Source organism: Blastococcus sp. DSM 46786, assembly GCF_900109665.1.
Lineage (GTDB): Bacteria > Actinomycetota > Actinomycetes > Mycobacteriales > Geodermatophilaceae > Blastococcus > Blastococcus carthaginiensis.
The window spans coordinates 29,918-47,241 of record NZ_FOAO01000009.1; the positions used below are offsets into that span (position 1 = coordinate 29,918).

At 75.2% G+C, this 17,324-nt stretch carries 16 protein-coding genes and 1 pseudogene; 10 read left to right on the top strand and 7 right to left on the bottom strand.

The features are described from left to right. Nucleotides 1-72 precede the first annotated feature (72 nt). The gene (locus BMW62_RS09780) at nucleotides 73-747 is read left to right on the top strand and encodes a DUF6542 domain-containing protein (protein WP_091930678.1); all 675 of its coding nucleotides are present in this window, start codon (nucleotides 73-75) and stop codon (nucleotides 745-747) included. An 84-nt stretch (nucleotides 748-831) separates the two neighbouring features. Here BMW62_RS09780 and BMW62_RS09785 read toward each other — a convergent pair whose 3' ends face one another. Next, entirely contained in the window at nucleotides 832-1,803 is a 972-nt protein-coding gene (locus BMW62_RS09785; RefSeq protein ID WP_091930679.1) for a 4-hydroxy-3-methylbut-2-enyl diphosphate reductase, read from the bottom strand. 146 nt (nucleotides 1,804-1,949) lie between these two features. Between BMW62_RS09785 and BMW62_RS09790 the strand changes: the two genes are divergently transcribed. The 3 genes from BMW62_RS09790 to BMW62_RS09800 all read left to right on the top strand — a co-directional run bounded on the left by BMW62_RS09790 (nucleotide 1,950) and on the right by BMW62_RS09800 (nucleotide 4,741). Then, nucleotides 1,950-3,200, top strand: a complete 1,251-nt coding sequence (locus tag BMW62_RS09790) for a hypothetical protein (protein WP_139206235.1) — start codon at nucleotides 1,950-1,952, stop codon at nucleotides 3,198-3,200. A 63-nt stretch (nucleotides 3,201-3,263) separates the two neighbouring features. Next, nucleotides 3,264-4,526: an exodeoxyribonuclease VII large subunit gene (gene xseA, locus BMW62_RS09795; RefSeq protein WP_091930681.1), complete on the top strand. Its 1,263-nt coding sequence runs from the start codon at nucleotides 3,264-3,266 to the stop codon at nucleotides 4,524-4,526. Then, entirely contained in the window at nucleotides 4,523-4,741 is a 219-nt protein-coding gene (locus BMW62_RS09800) for an exodeoxyribonuclease VII small subunit (RefSeq protein ID WP_091930682.1), read from the top strand. Before xseA ends, BMW62_RS09800 begins: the two co-directional genes overlap by 4 nt. A gap of 27 nt (nucleotides 4,742-4,768) precedes the next feature. Here the strand turns inward: BMW62_RS09800 and BMW62_RS09805 are convergent, their stop codons facing one another. Both BMW62_RS09805 and BMW62_RS09810 read right to left on the bottom strand, forming a co-directional pair. Continuing rightward, entirely contained in the window at nucleotides 4,769-5,056 is a 288-nt protein-coding gene (locus BMW62_RS09805; RefSeq protein ID WP_091930683.1) for a hypothetical protein, read from the bottom strand. A gap of 115 nt (nucleotides 5,057-5,171) precedes the next feature. Further along, on the bottom strand, nucleotides 5,172-5,795 hold the full coding sequence (locus tag BMW62_RS09810) for a DUF4245 domain-containing protein (RefSeq protein WP_091930684.1): 624 nt from the start codon (nucleotides 5,793-5,795) through the stop codon (nucleotides 5,172-5,174). Between the two features lie 100 nt (nucleotides 5,796-5,895). On the opposite strand from BMW62_RS09810, the gene glpX reads away from it, so the two are divergent. Further along, complete coding sequence (gene glpX / locus BMW62_RS09815) at nucleotides 5,896-6,945, top strand: class II fructose-bisphosphatase (protein WP_211435068.1); 1,050 nt, start codon at nucleotides 5,896-5,898, stop codon at nucleotides 6,943-6,945. A 168-nt stretch (nucleotides 6,946-7,113) separates the two neighbouring features. Here glpX and BMW62_RS09820 read toward each other — a convergent pair whose 3' ends face one another. Next, complete coding sequence (locus BMW62_RS09820; RefSeq protein WP_091930685.1) at nucleotides 7,114-7,737, bottom strand: DUF1707 SHOCT-like domain-containing protein; 624 nt, start codon at nucleotides 7,735-7,737, stop codon at nucleotides 7,114-7,116. A gap of 59 nt (nucleotides 7,738-7,796) precedes the next feature. Further along, nucleotides 7,797-8,468, bottom strand: a complete 672-nt coding sequence (locus BMW62_RS09825; RefSeq protein WP_091930686.1) for a hypothetical protein — start codon at nucleotides 8,466-8,468, stop codon at nucleotides 7,797-7,799. A gap of 172 nt (nucleotides 8,469-8,640) precedes the next feature. Here BMW62_RS09825 and BMW62_RS09830 point away from each other — a divergent pair, with 172 nt between their 5' ends. Then, the gene (locus BMW62_RS09830; RefSeq protein WP_091930687.1) at nucleotides 8,641-10,056 is read left to right on the top strand and encodes a class II fumarate hydratase; all 1,416 of its coding nucleotides are present in this window, start codon (nucleotides 8,641-8,643) and stop codon (nucleotides 10,054-10,056) included. A 123-nt stretch (nucleotides 10,057-10,179) separates the two neighbouring features. On the opposite strand, the pseudogene BMW62_RS23585 reads toward BMW62_RS09830, so the two are convergent. Continuing rightward, nucleotides 10,180-10,413, bottom strand: a pseudogene (locus BMW62_RS23585) (CatB-related O-acetyltransferase); the annotation flags it as partial. A gap of 876 nt (nucleotides 10,414-11,289) precedes the next feature. Next, nucleotides 11,290-12,396 carry a DegT/DnrJ/EryC1/StrS family aminotransferase gene (locus tag BMW62_RS09840; protein ID WP_091930688.1) on the bottom strand — a complete coding sequence of 369 codons (1,107 nt, stop codon included), beginning with the start codon at nucleotides 12,394-12,396 and terminating at the stop codon, nucleotides 11,290-11,292. A gap of 285 nt (nucleotides 12,397-12,681) precedes the next feature. Between BMW62_RS09840 and BMW62_RS09845 the strand changes: the two genes are divergently transcribed. From BMW62_RS09845 to BMW62_RS09860, 4 genes are all read left to right on the top strand, one after another. Next, nucleotides 12,682-13,653, top strand: a complete 972-nt coding sequence (locus tag BMW62_RS09845) for a WxcM-like domain-containing protein (protein ID WP_091930689.1) — start codon at nucleotides 12,682-12,684, stop codon at nucleotides 13,651-13,653. A gap of 48 nt (nucleotides 13,654-13,701) precedes the next feature. Further along, nucleotides 13,702-15,621 carry a glycosyltransferase family protein gene (locus tag BMW62_RS09850; RefSeq protein ID WP_091930690.1) on the top strand — a complete coding sequence of 640 codons (1,920 nt, stop codon included), beginning with the start codon at nucleotides 13,702-13,704 and terminating at the stop codon, nucleotides 15,619-15,621. After that, nucleotides 15,618-16,919: a citrate synthase gene (locus tag BMW62_RS09855; RefSeq protein WP_091930691.1), complete on the top strand. Its 1,302-nt coding sequence runs from the start codon at nucleotides 15,618-15,620 to the stop codon at nucleotides 16,917-16,919. The genes BMW62_RS09850 and BMW62_RS09855 overlap by 4 nt, the downstream gene beginning before the upstream one ends. A 124-nt stretch (nucleotides 16,920-17,043) precedes the next feature. Next, nucleotides 17,044-17,235: a hypothetical protein gene (locus BMW62_RS09860; protein WP_091930692.1), complete on the top strand. Its 192-nt coding sequence runs from the start codon at nucleotides 17,044-17,046 to the stop codon at nucleotides 17,233-17,235. Nucleotides 17,236-17,324 lie beyond the last annotated feature (89 nt).

Consider the following 17,324-nt stretch of genomic DNA (forward strand, 5'->3'; position numbering starts at 1 on the left):
AGCTCGGGTCGCTACCGTGGCTGCGTCGGTCGGCCAGTCGGGTCGTCCAGCGGAGCGGGACGGAGGTGCGCCATGGCCACGGCGAGCACGGCGGGCGCATGGCAGGGCGGCGGACGCCCCGAGCGGCCGTACCCCGCACGCGCACCCCGCCCGCCGGCCGGCAGCGAACGCCCGGGCCGCCCGGCCCGCCCCGCGCGCGCCGCACGACCCCCGGTACCCGGTCGCGCCGGTGAGCGCCTGCGCGCCGCCGAGCGCGAGTACGCCGACGACCGGTTCGACCGGCCCGAGCCGTCCGGCCCCCGCCGGCGCGAGCCCGGCCCGCCGCGGCCGACCGCCGGCCGGCCCGCGCAGGATCGCGCCCGGTCGCGCATCGCGTCGCCGGCGTCGACGCAGGGCAGCCGGCTGCGCGGCTCCCTCGCCGTCCTGGGCGTCTTCCTGCTGACCCTCGCCGGCGGTGCCGTCGACTCCTTCTTCGGCATCGGCCTCGGCATGATCACGCTGGTGGCCCTGGCGGCGGGCACCTCGGCGGCCACCCTGCTGGTGCGGCGCCGGGACCTGCTCACCGTCGTCGTCGCCCCGCCGCTGGTGTTCACGCTGGTCGCGGTGGTGAACATCGCCCTCGCGCCGTCGGCGACGCTCAACCTGCCCACGATGGCAACCCTGCTGGTCCGCGGGTTCCCGACCATGGCCGTCGCGACCGCCATCGCAGCCGTGCTCGCCGTCGTGCGGCTCGTCAGCCGGCGCTGAGCTCCCGCGCCACGAAGAAGCCCCGCGCCACGACGAAGCCCCGGTCCGCGCAGCTGCGCGGGCCGGGGCTTCGTCGTGCGGGAGTCAGTCGCCGGTGTTCTGCTTCGCCTTCTCGGCGCGGCGCAGCTCGTGCGGCAGCGCGAAGACCAGCCGCTCCTCGGCGGCCTTCACCGTCTCCACATCGGGGTAGCCGCGGGCGGCGAGGAAGTCCAGCACCTCGCTGACCAGGATCTCCGGCACCGACGCACCACTGGTGACGCCGACGGTGCCGACGCCCTCCAGCCAGGCCTCGTCGATCTCGGAGGCGAAGTCGACCAGGTGCGAGGCGCGGGCCCCGGCCTCCAGCGCCACCTCGACCAGCCGGACGGAGTTCGACGAGTTGGTGGAGCCCACGACCAGCACCAGGTCGCACTCGCCCGCCATCTGCTTGACCGCCTGCTGACGGTTCTGGGTGGCGTAGCAGATGTCGTCGCTCGGCGGTGACTGCAGGCCCGGGAACCGGTTCTTCAGCTGGTCGACCGTCGCGAGCGTCTCGTCCACCGACAGCGTGGTCTGGGAGAGCCACACGACCTTCTCCGGGTCGCGCACCTGCACGTTCGCGACGTCGTCGGGCCCGTCGACGAGCTGGATGCGGTCGGGGGCCTCACCGGAGGTGCCCTCGACCTCCTCGTGGCCGCGGTGGCCGATCAGCAGGATGTCGTAGTCGTCGCGGGCGAAGCGCTTGGCCTCCTGGTGCACCTTCGTGACCAGCGGGCAGGTGGCGTCGATGGTGCGCAGCTGCCGGGCAGCCGCCTCCTCGTGCACCACCGGGCTCACCCCGTGCGCGCTGAACACGACGACCGAGCCCTCGGGCACCTCGTCGGTCTCGTCCACGAAGATTGCCCCGCGCCGCTCCAGCGTGGCGACGACGTGCTTGTTGTGGACGATCTGCTTGCGGACGTACACCGGGGCACCGTGGATCTCCAGCGCCCGCTCGACGGCGACCACCGCCCGGTCCACGCCGGCGCAGTACCCCCGGGGATCGGCCAGCAGGACACGTCCGCGCTGTTCAGCCATGGGCTCCATGGTAGGCGGGTGCCGGCAGCCGGGCGGGCGCGCGCGGGGGTCGCACCGCGTGGATGTGACCAGGCACATCCCTCCCCCGGGCGCATCGCCCCTGGTCGGGGGTGTCGGGCGGGACGTTCTGGGGCACGCTGTGCGGCATGGCCCGTGAGATCCCCGAGGTTGTCCGCGCCGCTGCCGGTCTGGCGGCGACCGTGCTCGACGAGGCGCGCAAGCTGCCCGAGACCCTGCCCGGCCTGCCGGTGCGCGCCATCGGTGTGGCGATGCAGCACGCGATGAAGGTGCAGCAGACCTACGCCGGGCTGGTCGCCCGCGGCGACGAGCTGCTCGTCGGGCTGCGCGGTGAGGGGGAACCGGGGCTGGCGACGTTCGACGACGAGGACGTCGAACCGGCCACGGGCTTCCGCGGCTCCGCCTTCGACCGCGCCGGCGGCCTCACCGACGAGGAGGCGGCCGACCTCCCCGACGACCCCGCCGCCGATGCGGTGGTGGCCGCCGTCGACGACCTCAGCCGCGATCTGGTCGAGGACCTGGCCGACGGCGCCGAGGACCTCGCCGACGGCACCGACCGCGCCGAGGAGGTCCTCGCCGACGAGCCGGTGGAGGCGCCGGGCACCGAGGAGGTGCTGGAGGAGCTGGCGATCGACGAGGTCGTCCCCGAGGTGGCCGAGACCGATCCGCTCGACCAGGGCCCCGCCGGGACGACGGCCGCCGACGACGCGGTGGTCACCGAGGACGCCGGCGCCCTGGAGCGGGCGCTCCTGGAGTCCGAGCCCCCGCCGGCGGCCGCGGCCGAGCAGCCCGACGGCGGCGAGAGCGTCGACGTGCTCACCCCGGACGGCGAGGTGGCGACCGTCGAGGCGGCGGTCACCGACGAGGGCATCGCCGCCGTCGAGGAGCCTCAGGGCGGTGCCGGCACCGACGAGACCGTCGCGGCCACCGACGGCACGGCGACCGCCGCGACGGGGACGAACGCCGGCCCGGACGTCGCCGTCGACGAGGGTGGCAGCCCGGTCGCCGCGGCCACTGGCGTGCGCACCGACGTGGGTGGCCCCGACACCGACGAGACCGACGCCGCGATCGCCGAGGGCGCGGCCGTCGACGCCGTCGGGGAGACCTCCGCGGCGCCGACCGACGACCCGCAGGGTGGCAGCGAGGTGTCCGGCGCGCAGGCCGCCGGCGCCGCGCCGGTCGAGGGCTACGACAGCTTCTCCATCGCCCAGCTGCGCGGACGCCTGCGCGGCTACCAGCTCGCGACGGTGTCCGACCTGCTGGCCTACGAGCAGGCCACCCGGGCGCGCGACCCCTACCTCCGGATGCTGCGCAACCGGCTGGAGAAGCTCGAGGAGCAGGCGGTCGAGTCCAGCCCGCTGGCCCCGCGCGGCACCTGACGGGGGACCCGTCCGGTCCGGGGGCGTCGGGGCGGTGTCGGTGCCGTCTGACACCCTCGGGGCATGACCGCGCCGTCGTCCCCCGAGTCGCCGTGGCCGGTCCGCACGGTGGCCCGCAAGGTGGCCGACTGGATCGGCCGGCTGGGTGAGGTCTGGGTCGAGGGCCAGGTTGCCCAGCTGTCGCGGCGCGGCGGCGCGGCCACCGTCTTCCTCACCCTGCGCGATCCTGCGGCCGACCTGTCGGTCCCGGTCACCTGCCACCGCGACGTCGCCGAACGCCCCGGCCTGGAGCTGACCGAGGGCGCCCGGGTGATCGTGCGGGCCCGCCCCGACTACTACGTCGCCCGCGGGTCGTTCTCGCTGCGGGCCACCGAGATCCGCGCCGTCGGGCTCGGGGAGCTGCTCGCCCGCATCGAGCGGATCCGCCGGCTGCTCGCCGCCGAGGGCCTGTTCGACACCGCGCGGAAGCGGCCGCTGCCCTTCGCGCCCGGTGTCGTGGGGCTGATCACCGGCCGGGACAGCGCCGCCGAGCGGGACGTCCTCGTCACCGCGCGCCGGCGCTGGCCTGCCGTGCGCTTCGCGGTGCACCACTGCGTCGTGCAGGGGCCGCAGGCGGCGGGCAACGTCATCGAGGGGCTGCGGAAGCTGGACGCCGACCCCGCGGTGGAGGTCATCGTCGTCGCCCGCGGCGGCGGATCGGTGGAGGACCTGCTGCCCTTCTCCGACGAGGGGCTGGTCCGCGCCGTCGCCGGCTGCCGCACCCCGGTGGTCACCGCCGTCGGGCACGAGACCGACACGACCCTCGTCGACCACGCCGCGGACGTCCGGGCCGCCACCCCGACCGACGCCGCGCACCGGATCGTCCCGGAGATCGGCGAGCAGCGCCGGCTGGTCGACGGGCTGCGCGCCCGCGCCCGGCACCTGGTCGCCACCCGGCTGGAGCAGCAGGTGCGCTGGCTGGAGTCGGTCCGCACCCGCCCGGTGCTCGCCTCCCCCGATCGCCTGCTGCACGGCCGGGAGGACGACGTCCTCGGCCTGCGCACCCGCGCGCGCCGGACGCTCACCCACCGCGTCGAGGGCGCCGAGCGCGACCTCGAGCACGCCCGGGCCCGGGTGGCGGCGCTCTCCCCCGCGGCGACGCTGGAGCGCGGCTACGCCGTCGTGCAGCGGGCGGACGGCGCCCTGGTGCGCGACCCCGCCGAGGTCGCCGACGGCGAGGTCCTGCGCGTGCGGGTCGCCGGCGGCCGGCTGCCCGTCCGCGTCGACCGGAGCGCCGCATCCGATCCGGGCCCCGTCGCCACCACCGTCCAGGAGGACCCCGCATGAGCGCCGACGAGCGCACCCCCGAGCCGACGACGACCTACGAGCAGGCCCGGGAGGAGCTGGCCGACGTCGTGCGGCGACTCGAGGCCGGCGGCCTCACGCTGGAGGAGTCGCTGACGCTCTGGGAGCGCGGCGAGGAGCTGGCCGGGGTGTGCCAGCACTGGCTCGACCGGGCCCGCGAGCGCCTCGCGGCCGCCGCCCCCGCCGACGAGGGCTGAGCCGCCGGGGTGGCCGCTGCCTGCGGGTCAGGCCGGGTGGCTGAGGCGGGTCCCCTGGGTCACCGCGAAGCCGGCGTCGGCCAGGGCCGTCAGCACCCGGTCCACCCGCTGCTCCACCGCCGGCGCACCGGGGGCCACGGTGGCCTCCGCACTGCCGGCTCCCTCGTCGAGGCAGCGCGCCAGCACCGCGCGCACGTCCACCGCCTCGGCGGCCGGGACGCCCACCGGGATCCGGGTCACCATCCCGCAGTCGCACGCGCCTCCGTCGGCCGGGGGCCGGTGGTCGCTGCCGGGGCAGTCCTCGCGTGCAGGCATCCGGGTTCTCCTCGCTGCGGTGGGTTCCACGGGCGTCACCGCCAGACTGCCGCCGGAGGACGGCCACCGCCGCGCGGACGCACCGGGTGTTCCCATGTCGTGACCTCGTCGCCGCTCACCCCGCGAATGGCTCCACGGCCTCGGCCACCTCGCGCAGCTCGTCGTCCCCGGCCGAGCCGGTGACGACCAGGGTGACGCCGTCGGCGACCCGCGTGAGCGCGGTCTCGCCGCGCTGCGTCGTCGACCGGGTCCACTCCTCCCCGTCGATCTCGACCGCGCCCTCCTCCGCGGCGCCGTCGAGGACGTCGAGAGCCTCGGCGTCGGCGTCGTCGGTGACCACGTAGCCGGCGTAGTTGCCCGCCGGTGTGACGTAGCCGAGCTGCACCGTGACCGGTGACCCCTCGGGATTCGTGCCGGCGTCGGTGCGCACGCTGGTGGGGCGGTACCCCTCGTCGAGGGCGGGGATCAGCAGCGGGTAGACCGCCCGCGCCTCGGCGAGCCGCAGCGAGCTCGTCGGCTCGATCTCCCGGACCGGGTCGTCGGGGTTGTTGCGGAAGGCCTGCCATCCCACCACCAGCAGGCAGATGACGACCAGGGGCAGCAGCGAACGGAGCATGTTCGCCGCGCTCAGCCGGTTGGCGCGCTCGGCGGCGGACACCGGGGGCGGCAGGACCTCGGCCCCGGCGGTTGCGTCGTCGGGGTGCGGGGGACGCTGGCTCGACGGGCCGGATCCGGTCATGCCCCTAGGATCGCAGGCGAGCTCTCCCCACCTCGCCGCCCATGGCCCCGTCCCGAGCGCTCCCGGGTGGGCGGGCCGGGGTCCAACTCCCGGAGGTCCTGTGTCGCTGCCCCTTCCCGACGGCCCGCTGCCCACCACGGCCGGGCACCCGTTCAGCGCCGACCGCCCGGCCCCCGACCGCAACCTGGCCCTCGAGCTGGTGCGGGTCACCGAGGCGGCCGCCATGGCCGCCGGGCGCTGGGTGGGCCGCGGTGACAAGAACGGTGGCGACGGCGCGGCGGTCGACGCCATGCGGGCGCTCATCGGCACGGTGAGCATGCAGGGCGTCGTGGTCATCGGCGAGGGCGAGAAGGACGAGGCGCCCATGCTCTACAACGGCGAGCAGGTGGGCGACGGCAACGGCCCGGAGTGCGACGTCGCGGTCGACCCGATCGACGGCACCACCCTGATGGCCAAGGGCATGCCCAACGCCATCGCCGTCATGGCCGTCGCCGAGCGGGGCGCCATGTACGACCCCTCGGCGGTCTTCTACATGGAGAAGCTGGCCACCGGACCGGCGGCGGCCGACGTCGTCGACATCACCGCGCCCGTGGCCGAGAACATCCGCCGGATCGCCAAGGCCAAGAAGAGCTCCGTCGGCGACGTCACCGTCTGCATCCTCGACCGGCCCCGCCACGAGCAGCTGGTCCAGGAGGTCCGCGAGGCCGGCGCCCGGATCAAGTTCATCACCGACGGCGACGTGGCCGGCGCGATCGCCGCCGCCCGCGAAGGCACCGGCGTCGACCTGCTGCTCGGCATCGGTGGCACGCCGGAGGGCATCATCACCGCCTGCGCGCTCAAGTGCATGGGCGGGGCGCTGCAGGGCCGGCTGTGGCCCAAGGACGACGATGAGCGGCAGAAGGCCCTCGACGCCGGGCACGACCTGGACCGGGTGCTGCACATCGACGACCTGGTGCGCGGCGACGTCTTCTTCGTGGCCACCGGCATCACCGACGGCGAGCTGCTGCGTGGCGTGCGCTACAGCGCCGGCGGGTGCACCACGCAGTCGCTGGTCATGCGCTCCCGGTCGGGCACCATCCGCTCGATCGACAGCCTGCACTCGCTGGAGAAGCTGCGCGCCTACTCCGCGGTCCCCTTCGACCGGGACTGAGACATCGCGATCCTCCGCAACACCGCGATCCTCCGGATCGCACCGCGGCCAGGTGCCGTCCCCCCGTCGCGCTGAGCCGCTGCGTCACCCCTGCGCGGAGCCCTCCGGGCCCCACTCGGGGTGACCGTGCGCGTAAGGCTCAGCACCGCGATCCGGAGGACGGCGGTGTCAGGGCAGTTGCCGGCCCTGGGCCAGCCGGTCCATCAGCGCCCGCCAGCGGCTGGGCGACTCCCCGGGGGCCAGGCTGCGCAGCCGCAGGTTCCCGAAGACCGTCCGGCCGTGCACCACGACCAAAGGCGTGCCCGCGAGCCGCGGCACAGGGGCCAGCTCGACCTTGCGGTCGCCGAACACGGTCCGGCCCAGCAGCTCGGCCTGCACGCCCTCGGCGACGATGACGTCGACGTCGCCGAAGACGGTGCTCACGTGCAGGTCGAGCCGCTCCTCGCCGGTGCGCAGGCCGCGCAGGTCGACCCGGACGTCGCCGAACACCGTGCCGGCACGCCGGGGCGGCGTCGCGGCAACGGCCAGGACGACGTCGCCGAAGACGCTGGTGACCTCCTCCGGCGTCCGCTGCCCGACGATCTCGACGGGCGGCGGGGCGTTGCCGGGGAGGTCGGCGACCAGCAGGTCGAGCTCGGCCCGCGAGACGGCCGCGTAGGCCTTCTCGGCCCGCTGGGCGAACTCGTCGAGGTCCAACCGGCCTTCCCCCACGGCCGCCTGCAACCGGGCGACCACAGCCTCGCGTTCGGCGTCCGAGGCGCGCAGGACGGGGACGTCGGGGTCGTCGCTCACGTCCCGGACGCTACCGAGTCGCCACGTCCGGACCCCCTCCCGGACGCGCGCCGGCGTGCTCAGCCGAGCTCGGTGCAGGCCATGACCGCGTAGGCCTTGACCCGGCCCGCGCAGGTGCTGGCGTACTCCTCGTAGGCCGACAGCGGCGGCGACTCGTACATCAGGTCGTCGCAGGCCTGCAGCTCCCCGCCGAAGCAGCTCTCCGCGTAGGCGTCGAGGGTCTCGTCGGGCCCGAGGTCCGCGGGCTCCACCGGCGGGAACTGCTCGACGGCCCCGCCCGGCACCCCGCCGTACCAGCCGGCGCCGCCCTCCTCGCCGTACGCGCCCATGGCGTCCTCCATCTGCGCCTGGGTGCCCTCGACCATCCCCTCGCGGATGCCGTCGGTCAGCGCGGGGCCGAGCTCGGCCGCCACGGCACGGCCGACGTCCTCGGCGCCGCCCACGACGGCGGCCCCCAGCAGCAGCGCGGTGGCCGCGGTGCCCACCACCAGCCCACCCAGGGCGGCGCCGGCGAGCACCCAGCGGCCGCGGGGCACCGGCACCGGAGCAGCGGGCGCGGGCACCGGCGGCGGCGGCGGCGCGGCGGGCTGCCACGAGGTCCCCCCGGCCCAGTCCGGCACCGGCTGGGCGCCCGGCGCCGGCCACCCCGCGGTGGGGGGCGGCCAACCGGGGTCGCCGCCCTGCTGCGGCGGGGCGGACGGTCCGGTCTCCGGCGGCAGGGGCTGGGACATGGGGCCCTCCTCGGGGCTCGTGCCGGCTCGGCACGGTGGCTCGCGCGCACACCTCCGGCGCGCACGCCCCTCCTCGGCGGCCCCGGGAGAGGGCGGGACCGGCGGCCTCCCCCACGGGTGTCTAGGGTCCCGTGCGGAGCACTGTCACCATCCACACCACCGGGAGCACAGCGTGGCCCAGCAGAACGGCGCAGCGCAGGACGGCGGGGACTTCCGCACCGAGCACGACTCCATGGGGGAGGTCCGCGTGCCCTCCTGGGCCAAGTGGCGCGCGCAGACCCAGCGCGCCGTCGAGAACTTCCCCATCTCCGGCACCCCCATCGAGCGGGAGCTGATCGGCGCCCTCGCCGCGATCAAGGGCGCGGCCGCCTCGGTCAACGCCGACCTCGGGGTCCTCGACCGCGGGATCGCCGACGCCGTCGCCACCGCCGCCGGCTCCGTGGCCCGGGGCGACTGGGACGACCACTTCCCGATCGACGTCTTCCAGACCGGCTCGGGCACGTCGAGCAACATGAACACCAACGAGGTCATCGCCACCCTGGCCACCGAGTCCCTCGGCTCGCCGGTGCACCCCAACGACCACGTCAACGCCTCGCAGTCGTCCAACGACGTCTTCCCGTCGGCGATCCACATCGCCGCGACCCGCGCCATCGTGGTCACGCTGATCCCGGCGCTCCGCCACCTCGAGGCCTCGCTGCAGCGCAAGGCCGAGGAGTTCGCGGAGGTCGTGAAGAGCGGCCGCACCCACCTGATGGACGCCACTCCCGTCACCCTGGGGCAGGAGTTCGGCGGGTACGCCGCCGCCGTCCGCTACGGCGTGGAGCGGCTGGAAGCCTCCCTCCCCCGCATCGGCGAGCTGCCCCTGGGCGGCACGGCGGTCGGCACCGGCATCAACACCCCGCCCGGCTTCGCCGCCGCGATCATCGAGAAGCTGGCCGCCGAGCTCGACCTGCCGCTGTCCGAGGCCCGCGACCACTTCGAGGCGCAGAGCTCCCGCGACGCGCTGGTCGAGGGCTCGGGCCAGCTGAAGACCATCGCCGTCGGCCTGGTCAAGATCGCCAACGACCTGCGGTGGATGGGCTCGGGCCCGCGCACCGGCCTGGGCGAGATCCAGCTCCCCGACCTGCAGCCGGGCAGCTCGATCATGCCGGGCAAGGTCAACCCGGTGATCCCGGAGGCGGTGATCCAGGTCGGCGCCCAGGTCATCGGCAATGACGCCGCCGTCACCTACGCGGGCACCACCGGCGTCTTCGAGCTCAACGTGACCCTGCCGCTGATGGCGCGCAACGTGCTGGAGTCGATCCGCCTGCTGGCCAACGTCAGCCGGCTGCTGGCCGACCGCTGCGTCGACGGGATCGTCGCCAACGTCGAGCAGTGCCGGGAGTACGCCGAGTCCTCCCCCTCGATCGTCACGCCGCTGAACAAGTACATCGGCTACGAGGAGGCGGCCAAGGTCGCCAAGCAGTCGCTGGCCGAGCAGAAGACGATCCGCCAGGTCGTGGTGGAGCGGGGCTACGTCGAGCAGGGCAAACTCACCGAGCAGCAGCTCGACGAGGCCCTCGACGTCCTCTCCATGACCCGCCCCTGAGGTCCGGCACCGCGCGGCCCGGGCTCAACCCGGCGGGGTGCCCGCCCCGCCGACCGAGCCCGGGTCGAAGTGGTCGAGGAACTCTGCCACCGGCCGGAGGAACCACCGGTGTGCGCCCTGGACGGCGGCCTCCGGCCAGTCCCACCAGCGGACCCGCATCAGCCGCTCGACGACGTCGTCGTCGAAGCGCTTGCGCAGGACCCGCGCCGGCACCCCGCCGACCACCGAGTACGGGGGGACGTCGCTGACCACGAGGGCCCGGCTGCCGACGATGGAGCCGGTGCCCACGGTGACCTCGCCGAGCACCGTGGCGCCGTAGCCGATCCAGACGTCGTCGCCGATGACCAGCCGCTCGCCGACCGCACCCGACGGCGGCAGGTCGTACGGCTCGTCCGGCACGAGGATGCTGATCGGGAACGTGGACGCCGTCTGCTCGCGGTGGTGGCCCCGCTGCGTCAGGTGCAGCTCGGTGCCGCCCTCGTCGTACAGTCGGCCCCCGGGCAGCACGATGCTGACCTGGTCGGCGATCGAGCAGTACGCCCCCAGCTCCACCCGGTCGAGCGGCGTATAGGTCTGCAGCACGAAGTTCTTCCCGGCGTAGGTGCCCGGCCCGGTGACCGCGCCGGGCTCCTGCAGCGGCCGGCGGACGCGCTCGCGCACCAGCCCGGCGCCGGGCACGGCGTTCACGGGGACCCCACCGGCCCGCGCCCGGCGGACCAGCTCCGGCGCCGGATCGGCGCTCTCCGCGGCACCTGCCCACAGGCGGCGGAGGAGCTTGGCCGGCGCGGCGACGTGGGGGGCGGGGTCGTCGGGCGAGGCCACCACCAGGCCGCCGTCGTGCAACGCGACCTCCACCATGGCGGCGAGCGCGGTGGGGGCCGCGCACGCCTCGGTGCCCCCGAACCACACCACGTCGGCGGTGGTCCCGGATAGCGCGAGGGTCAGCGCGCCCGCGCGGTCCACGCCCTCGGCCGGCACGACCCGGGCGCCGTCCACGGTGCGGAGGAAGGCCGCGACGTCGGCGCGCCCGGAGCTGTCGACGACGAGCACCTCGACCTCGGATCCGAGAGCCGCCTCGGCCTGCTCGACGGCGGGCACCAGCGCGTGCAGCGAGGCCTCCACCGCGCCGGCGCGGGTGTCGGCCACGAGCACGATGGTCAGGCTCATGGGCCGGGACGCTAACCCGGCCGGGCCGCCCGCCCCCGGCACCGGCGCCGTCGGCGTTTCCCCGGCTCAGAGCGCGGCGAGCGCGGCCGAGACGCGCCGGACCTCCTCGTCGGTCATCTCCGGGAAGCACGGCACGGTCAGCACGGTCTCGGCGGCCCGCTCGGCCACCGGCAGCCGGAGCCCCCGCGCGGCCTCGGCCAGCACCGGCTGGCGGTGGTCGGGCACCGGGTAGTGGACGTCGGTCCGGATCCCCGCCGCCGCGAGCGCCCGCCGGTCGGCCTTCCGGTCCGGGCTGACCAGCACGGCGAGGTGGCCGACGTAGGCGGGCGACCCGGCCGCCGCCCCGTGCACCATGCGCCGCTCGCCGTCGCCGAGGGCCTCGTGGTAGCTCGCGACGATCGCCCGGCGGCGCGCGTTCCACCCCGGCAGGCCGGGCAGGCGGGCGAGGAGCACGGCGGCCTGCAACTCGTCCAGCCGGCTGTTGCGCCCGGCCGGCACGGTGCTCGTGTACTTGCTGGTCCAGCCGTACTGCCGGAGCCTGCGCACCCGCTCCGCGACCTCCGGGTCGCCGGTCACGACGGCTCCGCCGTCGCCGAGGGCGCCCAGGTTCTTGGTGGGGAAGAAGCTGAAGGTCGCGACGTCGCCCAGCGACCCGGCCGCCCCCTCGCCACCGCGGGCGCCGGCCGCCTGCGCGCAGTCCTCCACCAGCGCGACCCCCGCGTCAGCGCAGAGCGCCCGCAGCGGGGCCACGTCGGCGAGCATGCCGTAGAGGTGGGTGACGACGACGGCTCTCGTCCGCTCCGTGAGCTGCGCGGCCGCGGTATCGGCGGTCAGCAGCAGGCTCCGCGGATCGACGTCGGCGGGGCGCGGGACGAGACCCGCGGCGAGGGCGGCGGTCGTGGTGTAGCCACCGGCGTCGGCGGCCGTCACGACCTCGTCCCCGGGGCGGCAGCCGACCGCCAGGAGAGCCAGCTGCAGCGCGTCGGTGCCGTTGCCGACGCCGACGCAGTGCGCCACCCCGACGGAGGCGGCGAACTCCGCCTCGAACGCCTCGTTCTCCGGGCCGAGCACGTACCAGCCGCTGCCCAGCACCCGCTCGACGGCCGCCCGCAGGTCCGCCTCCTGCGCCGGCGAGGCGCGTCGCAGGTCGTTGACCGGGATATCGTGGAGCACGGGGCCTCTCTCGGTGCATCGGTCGGGGGCGTTTCGACGGCCGCAGCCTACGGGCGCCCCGGACCCCGGCCCGCGGCGCGCGGGCCCGCGGCACCCCCCGGCGGTGACCGCCCGCCTCGTCCTCACCGGCAGCCCCAGGCGGCCCGGGCGGCGCGTGTCGGTCGCCCGGCTGGTCCGCGCCCGGGTGGTCGAATGCGCGGGAACTGCAGGTCCGGGTGACCCGAACGCGGCGGCCGCTCCGGTGCCGGGGTCGGCGCCGGGCCGACCCGTCACAGAGGAGCCACGGTGTCCTTCTTCGTCCATGACCTGGGCGTGTGCGAATCGACCGACGTGGGCCCCGGCACCCGCATCTGGGCCTTCGCCCACGTGCTGCCCGGCGCCCGCATCGGCGCCGACTGCAACATCTGCGACCACGTCTTCGTCGAGGGCGGCGCCGTGGTCGGCGACCGGGTCACGGTCAAGTGCGGAGTGCAGCTGTGGGACGGCGTGCACCTGGCCGACGACGTCTTCGTGGGGCCGAACGTCACGTTCACCAACGACCCGTTCCCGCGCAGCCGCCAGCACCTCACCAGCTACCCGCGCACCTCGGTCGGCCAGGGGGCCTCGCTCGGCGCCAACAGCACGGTCCTGCCCGGCCGCACGATCGGCCGGAACGCGATGGTCGGCGCCGGCGCGGTCGTCACCAAGGACGTGCCGCCCAACGCCGTCGTGGTCGGCAACCCGGCGCGCATCGTCGGCTACGTGGACGCCACCGGCGACGTCGCGCCGGAACCCACGCACCTGGGCGGCACGCTGCCGGAGAGCCGGGTGCCCGGGGTGTCGCTGCTCCGCATGGACCGCGCGGTCGACCTGCGCGGCAGCCTGGTGGCGGCGGACTTCGAGGACCTGCCGTTCACGCCGCGCCGCTTCTTCACCGTCTACGACGTGCCCTCGACCGACGTCCGGGGCGCCCACGCGCACCGGCGCTGCCACCAGGTGCTGATCTGCGTCCGCGGCAGCGTCCGGGCGGTCGTGGACGACGGCGAGCGACGTCAGGAGTTCGTCCTCGACCGGCCCGACGTCGGCCTGCACATGGCCCCGATGATCTGGGGGACGCAGTACCGCTACACGGCCGACGCCGTGCTGCTGGTCCTGGCCTCCGACCCCTACGACCCCGACGACTACATCCGCGACCACGACGAGTACCTCGCCGAGGTGCGCGCCGGGTCCCCGGCCGGGAACGGCGGCGGTCACGCCCTCCGGCCCACCCGCCGATGACCACCCCGGATCCGGGCGTGCGCCCGGCCGAGTAGCTGGAGGCCCACCGTGCACCGCCCCCCTACCCACACCCACCAGGTCCTCGACGGCAACCGGGGGACCTACGACCGGCTCGTCGACCTGGTGCGCACGCACGCGGCCCGGGGCGACGTCGAGCGGGTCCTCCGCAGCGCGACCATGGCCGCGTCGTACGGGTGGCAGGCCCCGACCGGGCTGCTCAGCGACCCCGGGCTCGAGCGGCTGGTGGTCCACGCCGTGCGCGGGGGCACGCCTCCGACCGTGGACGGCAGACGCGACACCGGCCGGGTGCTGCACGTCCTCACCGAGGCGTACGGGACCGGCGGCCACACCCGGTTGGCGTGGCGCTGGATGGACCGCGACCCGCGGGCCTCCGACGTCGTCCTCACCAACCAGTTCGCGCCGGTACCCGAGGCCCTGGTCGAGGTGGCGCGGTCTCGGGGCGGCCGGCTGCACGACCTCCGCACGGCGACCTCCGACCTGACGTCGCGGGTGACGGCGCTGCGCACCCTGGTGGACCGCGCCGACCTCGTCGTCCTGCACGTGCACCCCAACGACGCGGTCGCCCTGGCCGCCGTCAACCTGCCGGGGCCGCGGCCGCCGGTCATCTATGAGAACCACGCCGATCACGCCTACTGGCTCGGCGTCGGGGCGGCCGACCTGGTCTGCGACCTCCGCCCCGCGGCCAGCCGGCTGACCCTCTCGCGGCGGGGCGTCTCCCCGGAGCGGGTGGGCGTCCTGCCTCTGCCGCTGGAGACCCCGCCGTCGCCGGTGAGCCCGGAGGAGCTGCGCGCCGAACTGGGCGTCCGGCCCGACGCCGTGGTCGCCGTGGCGGTCTCCGCCGAGCACAAGATCGCCGCGACCTGGGGACGCGGCATGGACCAGCTGCTGGACCGGGCGCTGGCCATGTCGCCTCGGCTCGCGGTAGTGCTCGTCGGCCCGCCGGCCACCGGGGTGTGGGAACGCCTGGCGAAGCGGTACCCGGGCCGGGTGTTCCCGACCGGGGAGGTCCCCGATCCGGGGCCCTACTACGCGCTGGCCGACGTGTACCTGGACAGCTACCCGACCCGCGCGGTCACCTCGGTGCTCGAGGCGGCGCTGCTCGGGCTGCCGGTGCTCACCATCGTGGACATGCCCGAGGACTCCCCCGCGCACATCTTCCAGGCGGACTCGCCCGGGATGGCCGGCCTGCCCCGTGTCCGCACCCGCGAGCAGTACGCCGTCGCGCTGCGGCGCCTGGTCGACGACCCGGCGCTGCGTGCCCGGGAGGGAGCGGCGGCCCGGGAGTCCGTGCGCCGAGCGCACGACGGGCCGGAGTGGCTGGCCGCGATGGAGCGGCTCTACGCCCAGGCGAGGGCGCTCCCCGCCTGCGACGTCGACGACACCCCCGCGGTGGTCGAGGACCGGACCTACGGGGCCTTCCTCCTGGGCTACACGCCGACCCAGACGCAGAGCCCGCCGGCCGAGGCGTCGGGCGGGCCGCTGGGCGAGCTCTTCGACGACGGCCTGCTCGCCGACGTGTTCGCCGTCTGCAACCGGGACGCGGGCCCCTCGTTCACCGTCCGGGCGGCCGCCGGCTGGGAGCAGCACTCCGAGTGGACGATGCGGCTGCTCGAGCTCGCCGGGGCCCATCCCCGGCTGGCGGTCAGCCTGCCGTTCGTCACCGCCGACGACGCCCACGGCACCCGCAGCGGCGCCATCGTCGGTGCCCTGCTGGCGGCCATCGGGCAGACGCCGGAGACGTGCGGGGACATCAGCGTGGGCCCGCCCCCGGCGCCGGACGGCGGCCCGCGGCTGGCCGGGGAGCTGCGCCCGGCGCCGGGGGCGCTGGACCGGCTGGCCGGGCTGCTCGCCTCGCCGTGCTGGACCCCTCCCGCACCGCCGGAGCCGATGCCCGCGCGCGCGCCCGTGCCCACCGCTCCAGAACTGAGTAGCGTGCGCAGTCGATGAGCGAGACTGCGAGCACCTCGGACGTATCCCTGCGCTACCCCGGTGGAGAACTGCCCCTTGCCCTCAAGCGGGGAACCGAGGGCGCCGACGGCATCGACACCAGCAAGCTGCTGTCCACGACCGGCAAGGTCGCCCTGGACATCGGCTTCGTGAACACGGCGTCGTGCACCTCCGCGATCACCTACATCGACGGCGACGCCGGGATCCTGCGCTACCGCGGGTACCCGATCGAGCAGTTGGCCGAGGGGTCGAGCTTCCTCGAGGTCACCTACCTGCTGATCTACGGCGAGCTGCCCACCGCCGACCAGCTCGGTGAGTTCGACCAGCGGATCCGGCGGCACACGCTGCTGCACGAGGACCTCAAGCAGTTCTTCAACGGCTTCCCGCGCGACGCGCACCCCATGCCGGTGCTGTCCTCGGCGGTCAGCGCGCTGTCGACCTTCTACCAGGACTCGCTGGACCCGTTCGACGAGGAGCAGGTGGAGATCTCCACGCTGCGCCTCATCGCGAAGCTGCCGACGATCGCGGCCTACGCGTACAAGAAGTCGGTGGGGCAGCCGTTCCTCTACCCGGACAACTCGCTGGGCATCGTCGAGAACTTCCTGCGCATGACGTTCGGGTTCCCCGCGGAGCCCTACGACGTCGACCCGGACCTCGCCAAGGCGCTGGACATGCTCTTCGTCCTGCACGCCGACCACGAGCAGAACTGCTCCACCTCCACGGTGCGGCTGGTCGGGTCCTCGCACGCCAACCTGTTCGCGTCGGTGTCCGCCGGCATCAACGCGCTGTTCGGCCCGTTGCACGGCGGCGCCAACCAGTCGGTGCTGGAGATGCTGGAGTCCATCCGGGCCGACGGAGGCGACATCCCGCGCTTCGTCGAGCGGGTGAAGAGCAAGGAGCCCGGCGTCAAGCTCATGGGCTTCGGGCACCGGGTGTACAAGAACTACGACCCCCGCGCCGCCATCGTGAAGTCGACGGCCGACACCGTGCTGGACAAGCTGGGCGGCAACAACGAGCTGCTCGACCTGGCCCGCCAGCTGGAGGAGATCGCGCTCAACGACGAGTTCTTCGTCCAGCGCAAGCTCTACCCGAACGTCGACTTCTACACCGGGCTGATCTACCAGGCGATGGGCTTCCCGACGCGGATGTTCACCGTGCTGTTCGCCCTGGGCCGGCTGCCCGGCTGGATCGCGCAGTGGCGCGAGATGATCGCCGACCCGTCCACGAAGATCGGGCGCCCCCGGCAGATCTACACCGGTGAGACCGCGCGGGACTACGTCCCGGTCGACGCGCGCTGAGCGACGACCCCGTCCTCGCGACGGGGCGTGGCCGGGCCGGGTGACCCCGCAGGGTCACCCGGCCCGTTGCGTCCCCGGCCGGGATCCCTACGGTGGGTGCGCCACCATCTCGAGAGGACCGCGCATGGCCGAGCTCCCCGACGAGGACCTCCTCGTCCTGCCGCCCATGCCCTTGGCGACCGGCCGGCTGCTGGAGCCCGACGGCGAGGGCCCGCCCGTCCGCATCACGAAGCTGGAGTTCGTCGTCTCCACCGAGGACGGCGGCGAGCTGCGCATCCCCCTGGAACACCGGCACGGCGCCTGGTGGGCGCCCTGATCCACCGGCCCGGCACACCCCCGCCCGGCTCCTCCCCCGAGGTTCACCCCACCCCGTACGGGTGACCTCCTCCCAGCCCGTCCTTCAAG

Excerpts from the sequence above, each read along its gene's own strand:
- BMW62_RS09780 (WP_091930678.1), top strand. The coding sequence starts at position 73 with ATGGCCACGGCGAGCACGGCGGGCGCATGGCAGGGCGGCGGACGCCCC.
- BMW62_RS09785 (WP_091930679.1), bottom strand. The coding sequence starts at position 1,803 with ATGGCTGAACAGCGCGGACGTGTCCTGCTGGCCGATCCCCGGGGGTAC.
- BMW62_RS09790 (WP_139206235.1), top strand. The coding sequence starts at position 1,950 with ATGGCCCGTGAGATCCCCGAGGTTGTCCGCGCCGCTGCCGGTCTGGCG.
- xseA (WP_091930681.1), top strand. The coding sequence starts at position 3,264 with ATGACCGCGCCGTCGTCCCCCGAGTCGCCGTGGCCGGTCCGCACGGTG.
- BMW62_RS09800 (WP_091930682.1), top strand. The coding sequence starts at position 4,523 with ATGAGCGCCGACGAGCGCACCCCCGAGCCGACGACGACCTACGAGCAG.
- BMW62_RS09805 (WP_091930683.1), bottom strand. The coding sequence starts at position 5,056 with ATGCCTGCACGCGAGGACTGCCCCGGCAGCGACCACCGGCCCCCGGCC.
- BMW62_RS09810 (WP_091930684.1), bottom strand. The coding sequence starts at position 5,795 with ATGACCGGATCCGGCCCGTCGAGCCAGCGTCCCCCGCACCCCGACGAC.
- BMW62_RS09825 (WP_091930686.1), bottom strand. The coding sequence starts at position 8,468 with ATGTCCCAGCCCCTGCCGCCGGAGACCGGACCGTCCGCCCCGCCGCAG.
- BMW62_RS09855 (WP_091930691.1), top strand. The coding sequence starts at position 15,618 with ATGAGCGAGACTGCGAGCACCTCGGACGTATCCCTGCGCTACCCCGGT.
- BMW62_RS09860 (WP_091930692.1), top strand. The coding sequence starts at position 17,044 with ATGGCCGAGCTCCCCGACGAGGACCTCCTCGTCCTGCCGCCCATGCCC.